Genomic DNA, 13,907 nt, shown 5'->3' with positions numbered 1-13,907 from the left:
GGCCAGCAGCTTATCGCAAGCAACTGAACAATGACCCTGTGGGTGCTCGGACTGAATCACCAGACCGCACCGGTGGACCTGCGCGAACGCGCAGCCTTCGCCGGTGACGCCCTGCCGCGCGCGCTCGGTTCGTTGCGCAATACCCCACAGATCGCCGAGGCGGTGCTGCTGTCCACCTGCAACCGCACCGAACTGTATGCGGTGGCCGACTCCGAGACCGCCCTGAACCAGTGGCTGCAGGGCCAGGCCGGCGACCTGCAGGGCTATCTGTACCAGCACGCCGACGCCGATGCGGTGCGCCACCTGTTCCGCGTCGCCACCGGGCTGGATTCGATGGTGCTGGGTGAACCGCAGATCCTGGGCCAGGTGAAGGACGCCTGGTCGGTGGCACGCGAACATGGCCTGCTCGGCCAGCGCCTGGACCGGCTGTTCCAGCAGACCTTCTCGGTGGCCAAGCGCGCGCGGACTGATACCCAAGTCGGCGCCAACCCGGTCTCGGTAGCTTCTGCCGCGGTGCGGCTGGCGCAGAATTCCTTTGCGCGGCTGGACGATTCCACCGTGTTGCTGGTCGGCGCCGGGGAAACCATCGAACTGGCCGCGCGCCACCTCAGCGATGGCAAGGTGCGCCGCCTGCTGATCGCCAACCGCACCCTGGCCCACGCCCAGGACCTGGCCAGCCGGCACGGTGGCGTGGCCTTGCCGCTGGCCGAGCTGGACCGTCATCTTGCCGAAGCGGACATCGTGTTTTCCGCCACGGCCGCACGCGAGCCGGTGATCCACCGCGAGGCCGTCGCCACCGCGCTGCGCGCCCGTCGGCACAAGCCGATGCTGCTGTTCGACTTGGCCGTGCCGCGCGACATCGAAGCCAGCGTGGCCAGCCTGGACGACGCCTTCCTGTATACGGTGGACGACCTGGAGCGGGCGGTGGAAGACAACCGCCGCAGCCGCCGCGAAGCCGCCGCCGAAGCCGAAGCGATCATCGAACTGCAGGTCGCACGCTTCGTGGAAACCCAGCAGGCCGGCACCCACCACGCCCCGCTCAGGCAGCTGCGCGCGTTCGGCGAGACCACCCGCGCGGAAATGCTGGAGCGCGCGCGGGCACAGCTGGCCAACGGCAAGCCGGCCGATGAAGTGCTGGAACTGCTCGCCCATGGCCTCACCAACCGCTTGCTGCACCCGCCCACCGCTGCCCTGCGCGCCGCCGCGCTGAGCGGAGATGCCGACCTGACCCGCGCCGCCGAGCGCCTGTTCCCGGCGCAGCCGGGATACCACCATCCTGCCGTGAGACCTGATGACGCCGACCCTGCGCCGTAAGCTTGAAGCGCTGGCCGAGCGCCGCGAAGAACTCGAACGCCTGCTTTCCGACCCCAGCGTGGTGGCCGACAACAAGCGCTTCCGCGATCTTTCGCGCGAGTTCGCCCAGCTGGAACCGGTCGCCACCGCGCTTGCCGAAGAGCGCCGCGCCAAGGACGACCTGGCCGCCGCCGAGGCGATGCGCGCCGACCCGGACCTGCGTGAGCTGGCCGAGGAAGAAGTCGAGGCCGCGCAGGCCCGCCTGGCGCAGCTGGACCAGGCCCTGGCGCTGCTGCTGGTGCCGCGCGACCCGCGCGACGAAGGCAACCTGTTCCTGGAAGTGCGCGCCGGCACCGGCGGCGACGAAGCGGCGATCTTCGCCGGCGATCTGTTCCGCATGTACGCGCGCTACGCCGAGCGCCAGGGCTGGAAAGTCGAGATCGAATCGGACAGCCCGGGCGAGCACGGCGGCTACAAGGAAGTGGTGGCCCGGGTGGTCGGGCGCGGCGCGTTCTCGCGGCTGAAATTCGAATCCGGCACGCATCGGGTGCAGCGGGTGCCCGCCACCGAATCGCAGGGCCGCATCCATACCTCGGCGGCGACGGTGGCGATCATCCCCGAAGCCGATGAAATCGACGAGGTGCAGATCAATCCGGCCGACCTGCGGGTGGATACGTTCCGTTCCTCCGGCGCCGGTGGCCAGCACGTCAACAAGACCGAATCGGCCATCCGTATCACCCACGTCCCGACCGGGGTGGTGGTGGAATGCCAGACCGAACGCAGCCAGCACGCCAACCGCGACAAGGCGATGAAGCGCCTGAAAGCGCAGTTGCTGGATGCCGAGCGTTCGCGCCAGGACGCAGCGCAGGCGGCGTCGCGGCGCCTGCAGGTCGGCAGCGGAGACCGCAGCCAGCGCATCCGCACCTACAGCTTCCCGCAGGGCCGTATCACCGACCACCGCGTGGAAGGGTTGACCCTGTATGACCTGCCCAACGTGATGACCGGGGACATGGACGCGCTGCTGCAGCGGCTGTCGCAGGAACACCAGGCCGATGCACTGGCCCAGCTGGCGGCGTCGGCCTGATCGATGCAGCCCGCCAGCCCGCGCCAGCAGTTGCAGCAGGCGGTACGCCGCCAGCCGACGGACTTCATCGCCTGGGTGATGCTGGCCGATGCCGAACTGGAAGCCGGTGACCTGGCAGCGGGCGAACAGGCCGCGCGCCGTGCCCTGCAGCTGCGCCCGCGGCATCCCGAGGCGCTGGCCCGGCTGGGCCGGGTGGCGTGGATGGCCGGCGCGCACGGCGATGCCGCACAGCTGCTCGGCGAGGCTGCGGCCAGCGCGCCGCAGCACCCCGGCATTGCGTTGTGGCTCGGCCACGCACTGGAAGATGCCGGCGATGCCGAGGGCGCGGCCGATGCCTACCGACGTGCCCACGCGCTGCTGCCCGATGAGCCCTACATCGCCGCCCAGCGGCTGGCCTGGCAGCGGCGCCTGTGCGACTGGCAGGACGTTGATGCGCTGTCACGGCAGGTCCGCGATGCCGTTTCGCGCGATCAGGGCGCGGTAGAGCCGTTCGCCTTCCTCAGCGAAGACGCCAGCGCTGCCGAACAGCTGGCCTGCGCGCGGCTGCGCGCGGCGCAGTTCAGCGGCGTGCGGCCGCTGCCGCCGGCCGCGGTGCGGCAACGCGGCCCGCTGCGCATCGGCCTGCTGTCCAACGGCTTCGGCGCGCACCCCACCGGCCTGCTGACCGTGGCGGTGTTCGAACACCTGCGGCAGGACACGGCGCTGGACATCCATCTGTTCGCGCTCAACGGCGACGATGGCAGCCCGATCCGCCAGCGTCTGTGCGCGGCCACCCGCCTGCACGACGTGGCTGGCCTGCGGCATGCCGACGTGGCCGCACGGATCCGTGCCGAAGGCATCGACGTGCTGTTCGACCTGCGCGGCTGGGGCGGTGGCGGCGTACCGGAAGTGCTTGCCCTGCGCCCGGCCCCGGTGCAGGTCAACTGGCTCGCGTATCCGGGCACCTCCGGTGCACCGTGGATGGACGTGGTGCTGGCCGACGACTTCGTGCTGCCGGCCGCGCTGGAGGCGCACTTCAGTGAGCGCGTCGTGCGCCTGCCGCGTGCCTTCCAGCCCTCGGACAACACCCGCGCGCTGCAGCCCGCCCCGTCGCGCGCGGCATGCGGGCTGCCGGAAAAGGGCGTGGTGTTCTGCTGTTTCAACAACAGCTATAAATTGAATCCGCGCAGCATGGCGCGGGCCTTCCAGGTACTGCAGGGCGTACCCGGCAGCGTGCTGTGGCTGCTGTCCGGACCGGGCCGCGCCGATGCCCGCCTGCGTGATGCAGCGCGCGCGGCAGGCGTGGATCCGGCGCGGCTGGTGTTCATGGCCAAGCTGCCGCATGCCCAGTACCTCGCCCGCTATGCGTTGGCCGACCTGTTCCTGGATACCCATCCGTACAACGCGCATACCACCGCCTCGGACGCGCTGTGGGCCGGTTGCCCGGTACTGACCTGCCCCGGCGCTACCTTCGCCGCGCGCGTGGCCGGCAGCTTGAACCACCACCTCGGCATGGCCGGGATGAATGTCACCGATGATGCAGCCTTCGTCGGCCGCGCCACGGCGCTGGGCAACGACCGCCCCGCACTGGCGACGCTGCGCACGCAGTTGGCCCAGGCACGCGCCGGCAGCGGCCTGTTCGACATGGCCGGCTTCGCCACCGACCTGTCTTGGATGCTGCAACAGCTGGCCAGCGAACGGGGCTGGCAGGGCGCGCACACCGCCTGAACCGCGCACGCGGCACACTGGGGCTTCCACCCGACGGGAGCCTTCGATGGCAAAGCTGAAGCGCAAGGCCTACGAGGCCCTGCTGGAACCGATGCAGCTGGAACTGACCACCATGGCGCGATGGGTGCAGCTCACCGGCCAGCGCGTGCTGGTGCTGTTCGAAGGGCGCGACACCGCGGGCAAAGGCGGCGCCATCCAGGCCATCAGCCAGCACCTCAACCCCCGCCAATGCCGGGTGGTCGCACTGCCCAAACCGACCGACCGCGAAGCCACGCAGTGGTACTTCCAGCGCTATGCCAGCCACCTGCCCGCCGCCGGTGAGATCGTGCTGATGGACCGCAGCTGGTACAACCGCGCCGGCGTGGAACGGGTGATGGGTTACTGCAGCGATGCGCAGTACCGGCAGTTCCTGCAGCAGGCGCCGGTGTTCGAACACCTGCTGGTGGACGACGGCATTCTGCTGTTCAAGTACTGGCTGGCGGTGGACCAGGCGCAGCAGGAGGAACGTTTCGCCGAGCGCCACGCCGACCCGCTGAAGGGCTGGAAGCTGTCACCGGTGGACCTGCAGTCGCGCGACAAGTACGAGGCCTACACCCAGGCGCGCGAGGCCATGCTGCAGGCCACCCACCACAGCCATGCGCCGTGGACGCTGGTGGATTTCAACGACCAGCGCACCGGTCGGCTGACCCTGGTGCGCGACCTGCTGGACCGCCTGCCCGATACCCGTGTCGAGGAGGCGCTGCCAAAGCTGCCGAAGCTGAAAGGCAAGCTGCACCGCGAGCACTACGGGCTGCTGGAGCCGATCCCGGACGTGGTCTGACAGTGCTTCGGGGTGAGGTTCCTTTTGCGCTGCAAAAGGAACCTCACCCTGACATCAGGATCTGCTGCCGGCGATGCGCGCTTCGATGTCCGCCGCGGTGACCGGACCCACGAACGAATGCACCACCTTGCCCTGCGGATTCACCAGGTGGGTCAGCGGCAGGCCGCGCGGAGTGGCGAAGTCGGCCGGCGGATCGTACGGGTCGACGATGGCGATCGGATAGGTCACCGGCCGTTCCTTCAGGAAGGCCTGCATGTCCACCGGTTCGATTTCCTCGTACGCCAGCCCGACCACTTCGATCTCGCTGCGCATCGCATGCAGTGCGGACAACTCGGGCATCTCCTTGCGGCAGGGAGCGCACCAGGTGGCCCAGAAGTTGACCACCACCCACTTGCCGCGGTGCGCCGCCAGGTCATAGTCGGCGCCGTCCACGGTCTTGACCTTCAGGGTCGGGAACTCGGCCGTGACCCGCTCTGCAGACGCTGCACCATCGGCTGCGCCCAGCGCCGCATCCGGGTCGGCGGCAGGCGCTGGCGTGGCTGCGTCGGCAGCAGGCGGCGCGGCGGCCGGTGCGGTGGCCGCAGGTTCGGCGGCCGGCTTGCAGGCGGCCAAGAGAACGGACAGGGTGACGACCAACAACGTGGATCTCATCGGGGCGTATCTCCGGGGGGATAGATGTCGCTGACGCGACGCTTGAGTTTCTCACGCAGTGGCAGGCGCAGTTCGTCCAGCGCCGCCAGCGCGGCCTGGCCCAGGCTGTCCTGGCGATAGGGCAGGTGCGCTTCGGCCACCGGGATGCGCAGCTGGGTGGACTCGTACAGGTCGGCCAGGGTCAACTGCTCCAGGTCACGCGCCAGCATCCACTCACCGTTCTCGGCGCGGCGCAGCAGTGCGATCCGCTCCATGTCGCACAGCAACTGCTGTAGCAGCGAGTCGGTCATCATCGGCTCGTGCTGCAGGATTTCGTCGTCCTCCAGGCCCTTGCCCATCGCGCGCGCCTGCTGGAAGCGGCCGAGCAGGCGCAGCAGCGCGTAGAACTCATACCCCTGCGGCAGGCGCAGTTCCGCCGGCTGGTAGCGGAAGGCGGCCATCGAAGAGGCCAGCGAAGCGCCCAGCAACACCGCCACCCAGCACAGGTAGATCCACAGCAGCAGGATCGGCACGAAGGCGACGGTGCCGTACAGCTTCTGGTAGGACTGGAAGCTGCCCAGGTAGGCGCCGATGCCCCACTTCACCAGTTCCAGCAGGATCGCCGCCAGGATCGCGCCGGGCACCGCATGCTTCCATTTGACCGTGTGGTGCGGCACCACGCGGTACACCAGCGTGATGCACACGAACTCGATCAGCACCGGGGCCAGCCGCAGCGAGAAATCGGCCAGCCACCGTCCTTCCTGGGTACCGAACAGCGGCAGCGCGAACACCCGCGCCGAGACTGCCAGCGAGGCCGCCGCCAACATCGCACCGAGGGTCAGCACGGTCCAGTAAACCAGGAAGCGGGTCAGCTTGGGCCGCGACGATCCCACCCGCCAGATCTGGTTGAAGGTTTCTTCCACGCTGTTGAGCGTGATCAGCAGCGAGATCACCAGCGCGATGAAGCCGGCGGCGGTGAGCTGGCCGGCGCTGGCGCTGAACTGCCGCAGGTAGCCTTCTGCCGCACGCGCCGCGCTGGGCACGAAGTTGGAGAACACGTAGTCGCTGAGCTGGTCGCTCCAGCGATCGAACACCGGGAAGGCGGACAGCACGCCGAACACCACGATGGCCAGCGGTACCAGGGCGAACACGGTGGTGTAGGCCAGCGCGGCAGCGGCCTGGAACAGGCGGTCATCCAGGAAACGCCGCCACAGGAAACGGCCGAAGCTGGCCGCGCGCGGACGGTCGCGCGCGCGCTCCATCCATAGATTGATCGTGTTCAACGGTTCCATCGGCGCAAGGGTACCCGATGCAGGATGGCCGCAGGATAGCCATACTGGCGTCTCCTGAACGAGAAAGCGGGTCGAAGATGGGCGAGATCCTGGTGCTCTACTACAGCCGAGGCGGTTCGGTGGCACGGCTGGCGCGGCAGATCGCGCGGGGCATCGGCGAGGTTCCGGGCATGGCCGCGCGCGTGCGCAGCGTGCCCGCCGTGGCCGCCGTGACCCAGACCGCGCGTCCACCGGTACCCGATGAAGGCGCGCCGTATGTCAGCGTCGAAGACCTCGCCGAGTGCGATGGGTTGCTGCTCGGCAGTCCCACCCGGTTTGGCAACATGGCCGCCCCGATGAAGCACTTCCTGGATGGCCTGGGCGCGGAGTGGGTCAATGGCACGCTGGCCGGAAAGCCGGCGGCCGTGTTCACCTCCACCGCCTCGATGCATGGGGGCCAGGAATCCACCCTGCTGTCCATGCAGCTGCCGTTGCTCCACCACGGTTGCCTGATCGTCGGCATTCCGTTCACTGAAGCGGCGTTGAGCCACACCACCAGCGGCGGCACGCCCTACGGTGCCAGCCACGTGGCAGGCGCCAATGATGACCCGCAGCCCAGCGAGGACGAAGCCAGCCTGGCCCGCGCGCTTGGCCGACGGGTCGCCGATATCGCACGGCGGCTGGCCTGATGGCCACCACCGCGCGCACCGTGCTGCTGCTCGCCCTGATGGGCCAGGCGGCGCTGTACGCCGGCTGGTTCATCAACGACCGCCACTGGCTGGCGACCCAGCTGGTGTTCACTGCCCCGCCGCTGGCGCTGGCGATCGCGCTGCGGATGGGCTGGCGCAAGGCCGGCTTCTGGGCCAGCGTGCTGGCGCTGGGCTGGTTCAGCCATGGCGTGATGAGCGCCTGGAGCCATGCCGAAACGCGCGCGCTGGCGTGGCTGGCGATCTGCCTGTCGCTGCTGGTGATCTTCGCCGGCAGCCTGCCCGGCCTGCGTGCCCGTTTCAGCCGAAAGCAACGCTGACGGCCCCCACCGGGGGCCGGTATCATCTGCGTTCCTGTTCCTGCAGCGCCGTTCCAGGCTCCGAAGACATGCCCATGATGGAAGACCTCCTGATCGTCACCACCGGTGGCACGATCGACAAGATCTACTTCGACGACAAATCGGATTACCAGATCGGCGATCCGCAGATCGGCATGATCCTGCGCGAGCTGGGCGTGACTTTCCGCTTCAACGTCATCCCGATCCTGCGCAAGGATTCGCTGCATATCAGCGATGACGACCGCGAACTGATCCGCGCCACCATCGCCGCGCAGCCTACCCGCCACGTGCTGGTCACCCACGGCACCGATTCGATGGTGGCCACCGGCAAGGTGCTGGCCACCATCCCGGACAAGACCATCGTGATGACCGGCGCGTTGAGTCCCGCGCGCTTCCGCGGTTCCGATGCCGAGTTCAACATCGGCTGCGCCATCGGCGCGGTGCAGTCGCTGGCCGCCGGCGTGTACATCGCGATGAACGGGCGCATCTGGGATCCGCAGAGCGTCCGCAAGAACGTGGCCGAGAACCGTTTCGAAGCGGCCTGACCGCTCAGGAGCTGCCTCTCCCGGGCGGCTCCTGCGCTGCATCACCTCACTGCGATGCCACCACTTCGATGGACCGGTCCACGGCGGAGTCGGCATCTGCCATGCCTGCCCCGCAGCCTTGCGGGCAAGCCACCAGCAGCGGTCGCGCGGTCTCTTTCAGGATATCGGCGACCTGCGCAGGCGTAAGACGGCCATCCACAGCCGACTGCATCAGCGCCACTACGCCGGCGACGTGCGGGGCCGCCATCGAGGTGCCGTTGTAGGCGGCATAGGCAGGCGCACCCGGCGAGGTGCGTCCACTGTTCAAGGTGGAAAGGATGTTCTCACCCGGCGCCGCCAGGGTGATTCCCCTGCCATAGTTGGAAAAACCCGCACGCGCACCGCGTGAGGTCGTGGCCGCCACCGCCACCACCCCACGGCAGTTGGCCGGATTGAATCGCGACACATCCGCGTTGCTGTTTCCCGCTGCAACAACCACCGTTGCACCGTTCTGGATCGCGCCGTCCACGGCGGCCTGTGATGCGCGATCGCAGGCTCCCTGGCCGCCCAGCGACAGGTTCAGCACTTTGGCGGGATTTGCATTGCGCGGAATGCCCCTGACGGTGCCACCCGCGGCCCACACCATGCCGTCGGCGATGTCCGAGGTGTAACCGCCGCCCTTGCCGAGGACGCGGACATGCACCAGTTTGGCGTTGAAGGCCGTTCCGGCGACCCCCTGCCCATTATTCGTGGCCGCGGCAACGGTACCGGCCACGTGGGTGCCATGCCAGCTGGAGGGTCGGCCCCACTGGCTGTCGCCGACGTCATCCGGGTTGTCATCCCGACCATTGCCGTCGCCGGCCATGCTGCCGTTGCTGATGAAGTCGTAACCCGGCAGCGTATTGGCGTCCAGTTCCGGATGGCGGGTGCGGCCGGTGTCGATGATCGCCACCACCTGCCCGGCGCCGGTGGCCTTGTCCCACGCCGACCGCACGTTGAGTGATGCGGCACTGTTGGAGAAGCCCCACTGTTCGTTCAAGCGCGGATCGTTGGGGTCCAGCGCCGGCGTCAGGATGCGGTCCACCTGCACGTGGTCCACGTCTGGATCACTCGCCATGGCCGCCATCCAGGCACCGGCCTGCGCGCGGTCCAGCGATTTTCCCGCGCGCACCACCATCGGCCCGGTGGCCATCTGGCGCAGCACCTGCATGCCGCCGGTTGCCATGCGCAGACCGGATCCGGCACGGACCAGTGCCGCCTGCATCGCGCCTTCATCCTCGCCCAGCGCGCTCCCTTCACGCAGGTGGACGATGAACTGCTGATGGGTGTCCGACTGCACCAGGCCGGAAAGATCTACGTCGCCGGCATGGGCCGGTGCGCTGTACATCGCCACCAGCACGCAGGCAATGGCGGGAGACAGGAATGTTTCTTTGCAGGACATCTTCATGCGGATACTCCGTCTGTTTGTGGCCAGTCGACTTTGTGCTTGTCGGGCCAGAGCCGGTATCGGGTATCCACTCACTGCGCAGCAGGCGCACTGCGCAGTGGAATAACGCGGATTCCTCGACCTCGTCCCGCGGCCGGCACGTTCGGCGGATCAGTCGTTCAGGACCTGCGCCCTATTCGGCCTTGGCCTTGACCATGAGTCCGCTGTAATCGCTGATTGCCTTGATCCGTATGTGCCAGGTTCCAGTGCCCGGCCAGATGCGCACGCAGGTCTTGCTGTTGCCCGTGCCCTGGGGGCGGCAGTCGTATTCGGTATCGGTGGGCCTGACCGCATGGCGCGCATATAGATCAACGTCGCCGGATCCTTCGCCGATCTGCACCACCAGCATGTTGCTGCCCGCCGGCACGTTGAAGGTGTACCAGCGCTCGCTCCCGGCAGTGCCGCTCAGTCCCCTGACCGGTACGTCGTTTTCCAGGTCCGAGGGATCGGGGTCCGGATCGGGGTCTGGATCCGGACCGGTATCGCCGGCGGCCGCCTTGGCGACGACGACGGCAGCGTCGACCAGCCCGGCGCCGCAGCCGCCGGTACAGGTACCGGGCAACGGCCGTGCGGCACTTCGCAGCAAGGCGTCCACCTGCGCGGGCAGCAACGGCTTGGGCGCCACTGATTGCATCAGCGCGACCACGCCCGCCACGTGCGGGGCCGCCATCGAGGTGCCGCTGTAAGCGGCATAGCTGGGTTGTGCCGGGCCCTGCTGCCCATCATTCAAGGTGGACAGGATGCTTTCGCCCGGCGCGGCCACCGTGATGCGCGCACCGTAGTTGGAGAAGGATGCGCGGCTGCCTGCGGCGTTGGTGGCCGCCACGGCGATCACGCCGCGACAGTTCGCCGGCCGGTAACGCGCTACATCGTCATTGGAATTGCCCGCCGCCACGACCACCGACGCACCATGGGCAATGGCTGTATCCACCGCGGCCTGGCTGGCCCGGTCGCAGGTGCCGAAGCCACCCAGTGAAAGATTGACCACCTGCGCTGGATGCGGATTGTCCGCCACCCCTGGCACCCGCCCGCCTGCGGCCCAGACGATGCCATCGGCGATGTCCGACTGGAACCCGCCACAGCGGCCCAGTACGCGCACTGGCACCACCTTGGCATTGAACGCAGTGCCGGCCACGCCGATGCCGTTGTGGGTCGATGCTGCAACGGTGCCGGCCACATGCGTACCGTGCCAGCTCGAACGCGAACCGCCAGCGGAGCTGCATTCACCGGGAGGGTACCAATCGCCTGCATCGGTAGCATCGCCATCGCGCCCATCGCCATCGCGGGACATCGCCGGATCGCTGATGAAGTCGTATCCCGGGAGGATGTTGGCGTCGAGGTCGGGATGGCCGGTGATGCCCGTGTCGATGACCGCCACCACCACGCCTTTGCCATGGGCGATGTCCCAGGCAGGGCGGATACCCAGCGAGGCGTTGCTGGCGCCGAAGGCCCATTGCTCGGCCAGCCGCGGATCATCGGGATCCCATGAAGGCCGCAGGATGGCATCCAACTGCACGGCGTCCACGTCTTGCTGCAGTGCCAGCGCGCGGAGCAGCTGTTCGGCCTCGGCGGCATCCAGGGGAACGCTGGTACGCACGACCGTGCTGCCGATCGCCATGCGCCGCAGTGCGCGGACCTGCACCGCCCTGCCGCCTTTGCGGGGAAGCGCATCCGCCGCCCGCTGCAAGCTTCGCGCAGCGCCTGCCAGTGACGATGCCGGTGCACTGCCCGGCCGATAGGTGACAATGAACTGCTGATGCGCGGTGTTGCCGGCCAGCCCTTGCAGATCGACGTTACCGGCATGGGAAAGCGGGCTCGCGCAAAAACCCGCCACCGCGAGGGCAACGGCTGCAGCGACGGGATGGGACCGGGTAAGCACACGGCAATGGGTGGACATGTTTGCTGACTCCTCGCAGTGGGACGACACCTGTCACTGCGCAGAGGAAAAAAGCCGCAGCAGGCATTGTCACTGGCGACGCGATGATCGGCATTCAACACCGTCACGGCGCAACCGGCACGCTCATGCTGCGCGCCTGCAACGCCGCCCATCATCGGGAAAAGCCGTAGCTGCGCCGAGGTGGTCTCCGTTAATGGAGTCGCCGTAACGCCCGACCGCAGGGCACCGCCAAGGTCAGGCCGATACGACGACGCCCCGGCAGGGCCGGGGCGTCAGGAGACACGCTGGAACGACTTCCGTCAGTACTGCGCGCGCACGGTCAAACCGGAGAACGTGCTGTAGGCCTTGATCCGCACGTGCCAGGTACCTGCGGCCGGGTTGCTGATGGTGCAGGTCTCGTTGTTGCCGCTCAGGTAGGGACGGCAGGCGTACGTGCTGTCGGTCGGCGCGCTGCCTTGGCGCAGGTACAGGTCGGCATCACCACTGCCGCCGCTGATCGCCACGCGCAGCTGGGTGGCACCACTGGGAACGGTAACGGTGTAGCTCAGCGCCGCACCGGAAGCGGCGCCCAGCCCCCCCACCGCTACGTTGTTCTGCAGCACCGTGCCGGTGCCCGGATCCGGGTTGCCACCGCCGCCGCCCTGCGCCGCCACCACCGCCGCATCGGCGTTGACGATGCCCGCACCGCAGCCACCGGAGCAGGCACCCGGCAGGGCGCGCGCGGTGTTCTTGATGATGGTTTCCACCTGCGCCGGGGTGAGCGCGCTCGGTGCCACCGACTGCATCAACGCCACCACGCCGGCCACGTGCGGGGCCGCCATCGAGGTGCCGTTGTAGGACGCGTAGGTCGCCGAGGCCGGCACCGTGGTGCCGGTGTTGAGGGTGGACAGGATGGCCTGGCCCGGCGCGGAGATGTCGATGCCGGCACCGTAGTTGGAGAAGCTGGCCTTGGCGCCGGTGTTGGTGGTGGCTGCCACCGCGATCACGTTGGCGCAGTTGGCCGGGACCGACGTGGAGACGTTGCTGGCTTCGTTGCCGGCGGCCACCACCACGGTGGTACCCCGCCCCACTGCACCGTTGATCGCGTTCTGGTAGGTGGCCGAGCAGCTGCCCCCCCCGCCGAGGGACATGTTGATCACTTCGGCCGGATTGGCATTGGCCGGCACGCCGCTGACAGTGCCGCCGGAAGCCCAGACGATGGCGTCGGCGATGTCGGAGGTATAGCCGCCGCACTTGCCGAGCACGCGCACCGGCACCACCTTGGCGTTGTAGGCCGTACCGGCTACGCCGGTGCTGTTGTTGGTCACCGCGGCGATGGTGCCGGCCACGTGGGTGCCATGCCAGCTGGAGTTGGAGGCCGGATAGCCCGCGCCACATTCGTTTGCGGCGTACCAGTCGCCCTGGTCGTTGGCGTTGTTGTCGCGCCCACCACCATCGCGTGCCATCGCCGCGTCGCTGATGAAGTCATAGCCGGGCAGGATGTTGGCATTCAGATCCGGATGGCTGGTGATGCCGGTGTCGATCACCGCCACCACTACGCCGGTGCCGGTGGACTTGTCCCACGCCGGGCGCACGTTGATGGACGCGTTGGACGTACCGAAGCCCCACTGTTCGCCGAGGCGGGCATCGTTTGGCACCAGGGTCGGCCGCATGATCTGGTCGACCTCCACGTACTCCACGTTGGGATCGGCGGCGAGCCTGCGCATCAGCATTTCGGCCTGCGCGGCATCCAGCGGCTGATCTGCCCGGACCACGCTCGGGCCCACCGCCAGCCGGCGCACCTGCTGCAGGCCCAGCGCGCGTCCCTGCGCAGCCGACAGGCCCGATGCCGCGGTCTTGAGTGAGCTCGCCAGGGCTGACGGCGTGGCCAGCGGCGCGCTGTTGTCGCGGAACTTGACGATGAACTGCTTGTGGGTCGGCGCGGACGACAGGCCGCTGAGGTGGACGTCGCCGGCGAACGCCGGGGCTACCAGCAGCAACGAGGTGAGCACGGAGGCCCCCATGACGACCACTGCACGCTGACGCAAACGCGGTTGCGAAACCTGGGACATCGGATTTCCTTTTCTGGGTTCTGACATGGATGCCGGATTCGGCAGAGGGCGCCGGTCGCGATTCGCAGGCTGCGCTGCACTGGCAGGAATCGGTACCGG

11 protein-coding genes and 1 pseudogene are annotated in these 13,907 nt (G+C 68.4%); 7 read left to right on the top strand and 5 right to left on the bottom strand.

The window, feature by feature from the left end:
- The first annotated feature begins 30 nt into the window (after positions 1-30).
- Genes hemA through ppk2 form a run of 4 tightly spaced genes read left to right on the top strand, consistent with a single transcriptional unit; the run spans position 31 to position 4,904 of the window.
- Complete coding sequence (hemA, locus tag IFT63_RS12925) at positions 31-1,314, top strand: glutamyl-tRNA reductase (RefSeq protein ID WP_191771594.1); 1,284 nt, start codon at positions 31-33, stop codon at positions 1,312-1,314.
- On the top strand, positions 1,292-2,377 hold the full coding sequence (gene prfA / locus IFT63_RS12920; RefSeq protein ID WP_192084501.1) for a peptide chain release factor 1: 1,086 nt from the start codon (positions 1,292-1,294) through the stop codon (positions 2,375-2,377). Before hemA ends, prfA begins: the two co-directional genes overlap by 23 nt.
- A 3-nt stretch (positions 2,378-2,380) precedes the next feature.
- Positions 2,381-4,084, top strand: a complete 1,704-nt coding sequence (locus IFT63_RS12915; protein WP_192084499.1) for a tetratricopeptide repeat protein — start codon at positions 2,381-2,383, stop codon at positions 4,082-4,084.
- A 46-nt stretch (positions 4,085-4,130) separates the two neighbouring features.
- A complete protein-coding gene (gene ppk2, locus IFT63_RS12910; RefSeq protein ID WP_192084497.1) occupies positions 4,131-4,904 on the top strand; it encodes a polyphosphate kinase 2 in 774 nt (257 codons plus the stop codon).
- A gap of 54 nt (positions 4,905-4,958) precedes the next feature.
- Here ppk2 and IFT63_RS12905 read toward each other — a convergent pair whose 3' ends face one another.
- Positions 4,959-5,555, bottom strand: coding sequence for a TlpA disulfide reductase family protein (locus IFT63_RS12905; protein ID WP_192084495.1), 597 nt, complete (start codon positions 5,553-5,555; stop codon positions 4,959-4,961).
- Positions 5,552-6,826: a YihY family inner membrane protein gene (locus IFT63_RS12900; protein ID WP_042613073.1), complete on the bottom strand. Its 1,275-nt coding sequence runs from the start codon at positions 6,824-6,826 to the stop codon at positions 5,552-5,554. Before IFT63_RS12900 ends, IFT63_RS12905 begins: the two co-directional genes overlap by 4 nt.
- A gap of 77 nt (positions 6,827-6,903) precedes the next feature.
- Here IFT63_RS12900 and wrbA point away from each other — a divergent pair, with 77 nt between their 5' ends.
- The 3 genes from wrbA to IFT63_RS12885 all read left to right on the top strand — a co-directional run bounded on the left by wrbA (position 6,904) and on the right by IFT63_RS12885 (position 8,395).
- On the top strand, positions 6,904-7,494 hold the full coding sequence (gene wrbA, locus IFT63_RS12895) for an NAD(P)H:quinone oxidoreductase (protein WP_042613072.1): 591 nt from the start codon (positions 6,904-6,906) through the stop codon (positions 7,492-7,494).
- Positions 7,494-7,832, top strand: coding sequence for a DUF2069 domain-containing protein (locus tag IFT63_RS12890; protein ID WP_192084493.1), 339 nt, complete (start codon positions 7,494-7,496; stop codon positions 7,830-7,832). The genes wrbA and IFT63_RS12890 overlap by 1 nt, the downstream gene beginning before the upstream one ends.
- A gap of 77 nt (positions 7,833-7,909) precedes the next feature.
- Positions 7,910-8,395: an asparaginase domain-containing protein gene (locus IFT63_RS12885; RefSeq protein WP_192084619.1), complete on the top strand. Its 486-nt coding sequence runs from the start codon at positions 7,910-7,912 to the stop codon at positions 8,393-8,395.
- A gap of 67 nt (positions 8,396-8,462) precedes the next feature.
- On the opposite strand, the pseudogene IFT63_RS12880 reads toward IFT63_RS12885, so the two are convergent.
- From IFT63_RS12880 to IFT63_RS12870, 3 genes and pseudogenes are all read right to left on the bottom strand, one after another.
- Positions 8,463-9,821, bottom strand: a pseudogene (locus tag IFT63_RS12880) (S8 family peptidase); the annotation flags it as partial.
- 172 nt (positions 9,822-9,993) lie between these two features.
- Positions 9,994-11,502 (bottom strand): S8 family peptidase, encoded by a 1,509-nt coding sequence (locus IFT63_RS12875; RefSeq protein WP_342450496.1) that lies wholly within the window; start codon positions 11,500-11,502, stop codon positions 9,994-9,996.
- A gap of 554 nt (positions 11,503-12,056) precedes the next feature.
- Positions 12,057-13,808, bottom strand: coding sequence for a S8 family peptidase (locus IFT63_RS12870; RefSeq protein ID WP_182657533.1), 1,752 nt, complete (start codon positions 13,806-13,808; stop codon positions 12,057-12,059).
- Positions 13,809-13,907 lie beyond the last annotated feature (99 nt).

Origin of the sequence: Stenotrophomonas sp. CFBP 13724 (genome assembly GCF_014841975.1) — a bacterium.
GTDB lineage: Bacteria > Pseudomonadota > Gammaproteobacteria > Xanthomonadales > Xanthomonadaceae > Stenotrophomonas > Stenotrophomonas lacuserhaii.
Note: the sequence above shows the minus strand (reverse complement) of the source record. Positions and strands in the feature narration are given on the sequence as shown.

What these genes read in the sequence shown, in the direction of transcription:
- prfA (WP_192084501.1), top strand. Translation starts at nt 1,292, where the DNA reads ATGACGCCGACCCTGCGCCGTAAGCTTGAAGCGCTGGCCGAGCGCCGC.
- ppk2 (WP_192084497.1), top strand. Translation starts at nt 4,131, where the DNA reads ATGGCAAAGCTGAAGCGCAAGGCCTACGAGGCCCTGCTGGAACCGATG.
- IFT63_RS12870 (WP_182657533.1), bottom strand. Translation starts at nt 13,808, where the DNA reads ATGTCCCAGGTTTCGCAACCGCGTTTGCGTCAGCGTGCAGTGGTCGTC.
- hemA (WP_191771594.1), top strand. Translation starts at nt 31, where the DNA reads ATGACCCTGTGGGTGCTCGGACTGAATCACCAGACCGCACCGGTGGAC.
- IFT63_RS12885 (WP_192084619.1), top strand. Translation starts at nt 7,910, where the DNA reads ATGGAAGACCTCCTGATCGTCACCACCGGTGGCACGATCGACAAGATC.
- IFT63_RS12905 (WP_192084495.1), bottom strand. Translation starts at nt 5,555, where the DNA reads ATGAGATCCACGTTGTTGGTCGTCACCCTGTCCGTTCTCTTGGCCGCC.
- wrbA (WP_042613072.1), top strand. Translation starts at nt 6,904, where the DNA reads ATGGGCGAGATCCTGGTGCTCTACTACAGCCGAGGCGGTTCGGTGGCA.
- IFT63_RS12900 (WP_042613073.1), bottom strand. Translation starts at nt 6,826, where the DNA reads ATGGAACCGTTGAACACGATCAATCTATGGATGGAGCGCGCGCGCGAC.
- IFT63_RS12915 (WP_192084499.1), top strand. Translation starts at nt 2,381, where the DNA reads ATGCAGCCCGCCAGCCCGCGCCAGCAGTTGCAGCAGGCGGTACGCCGC.
- IFT63_RS12890 (WP_192084493.1), top strand. Translation starts at nt 7,494, where the DNA reads ATGGCCACCACCGCGCGCACCGTGCTGCTGCTCGCCCTGATGGGCCAG.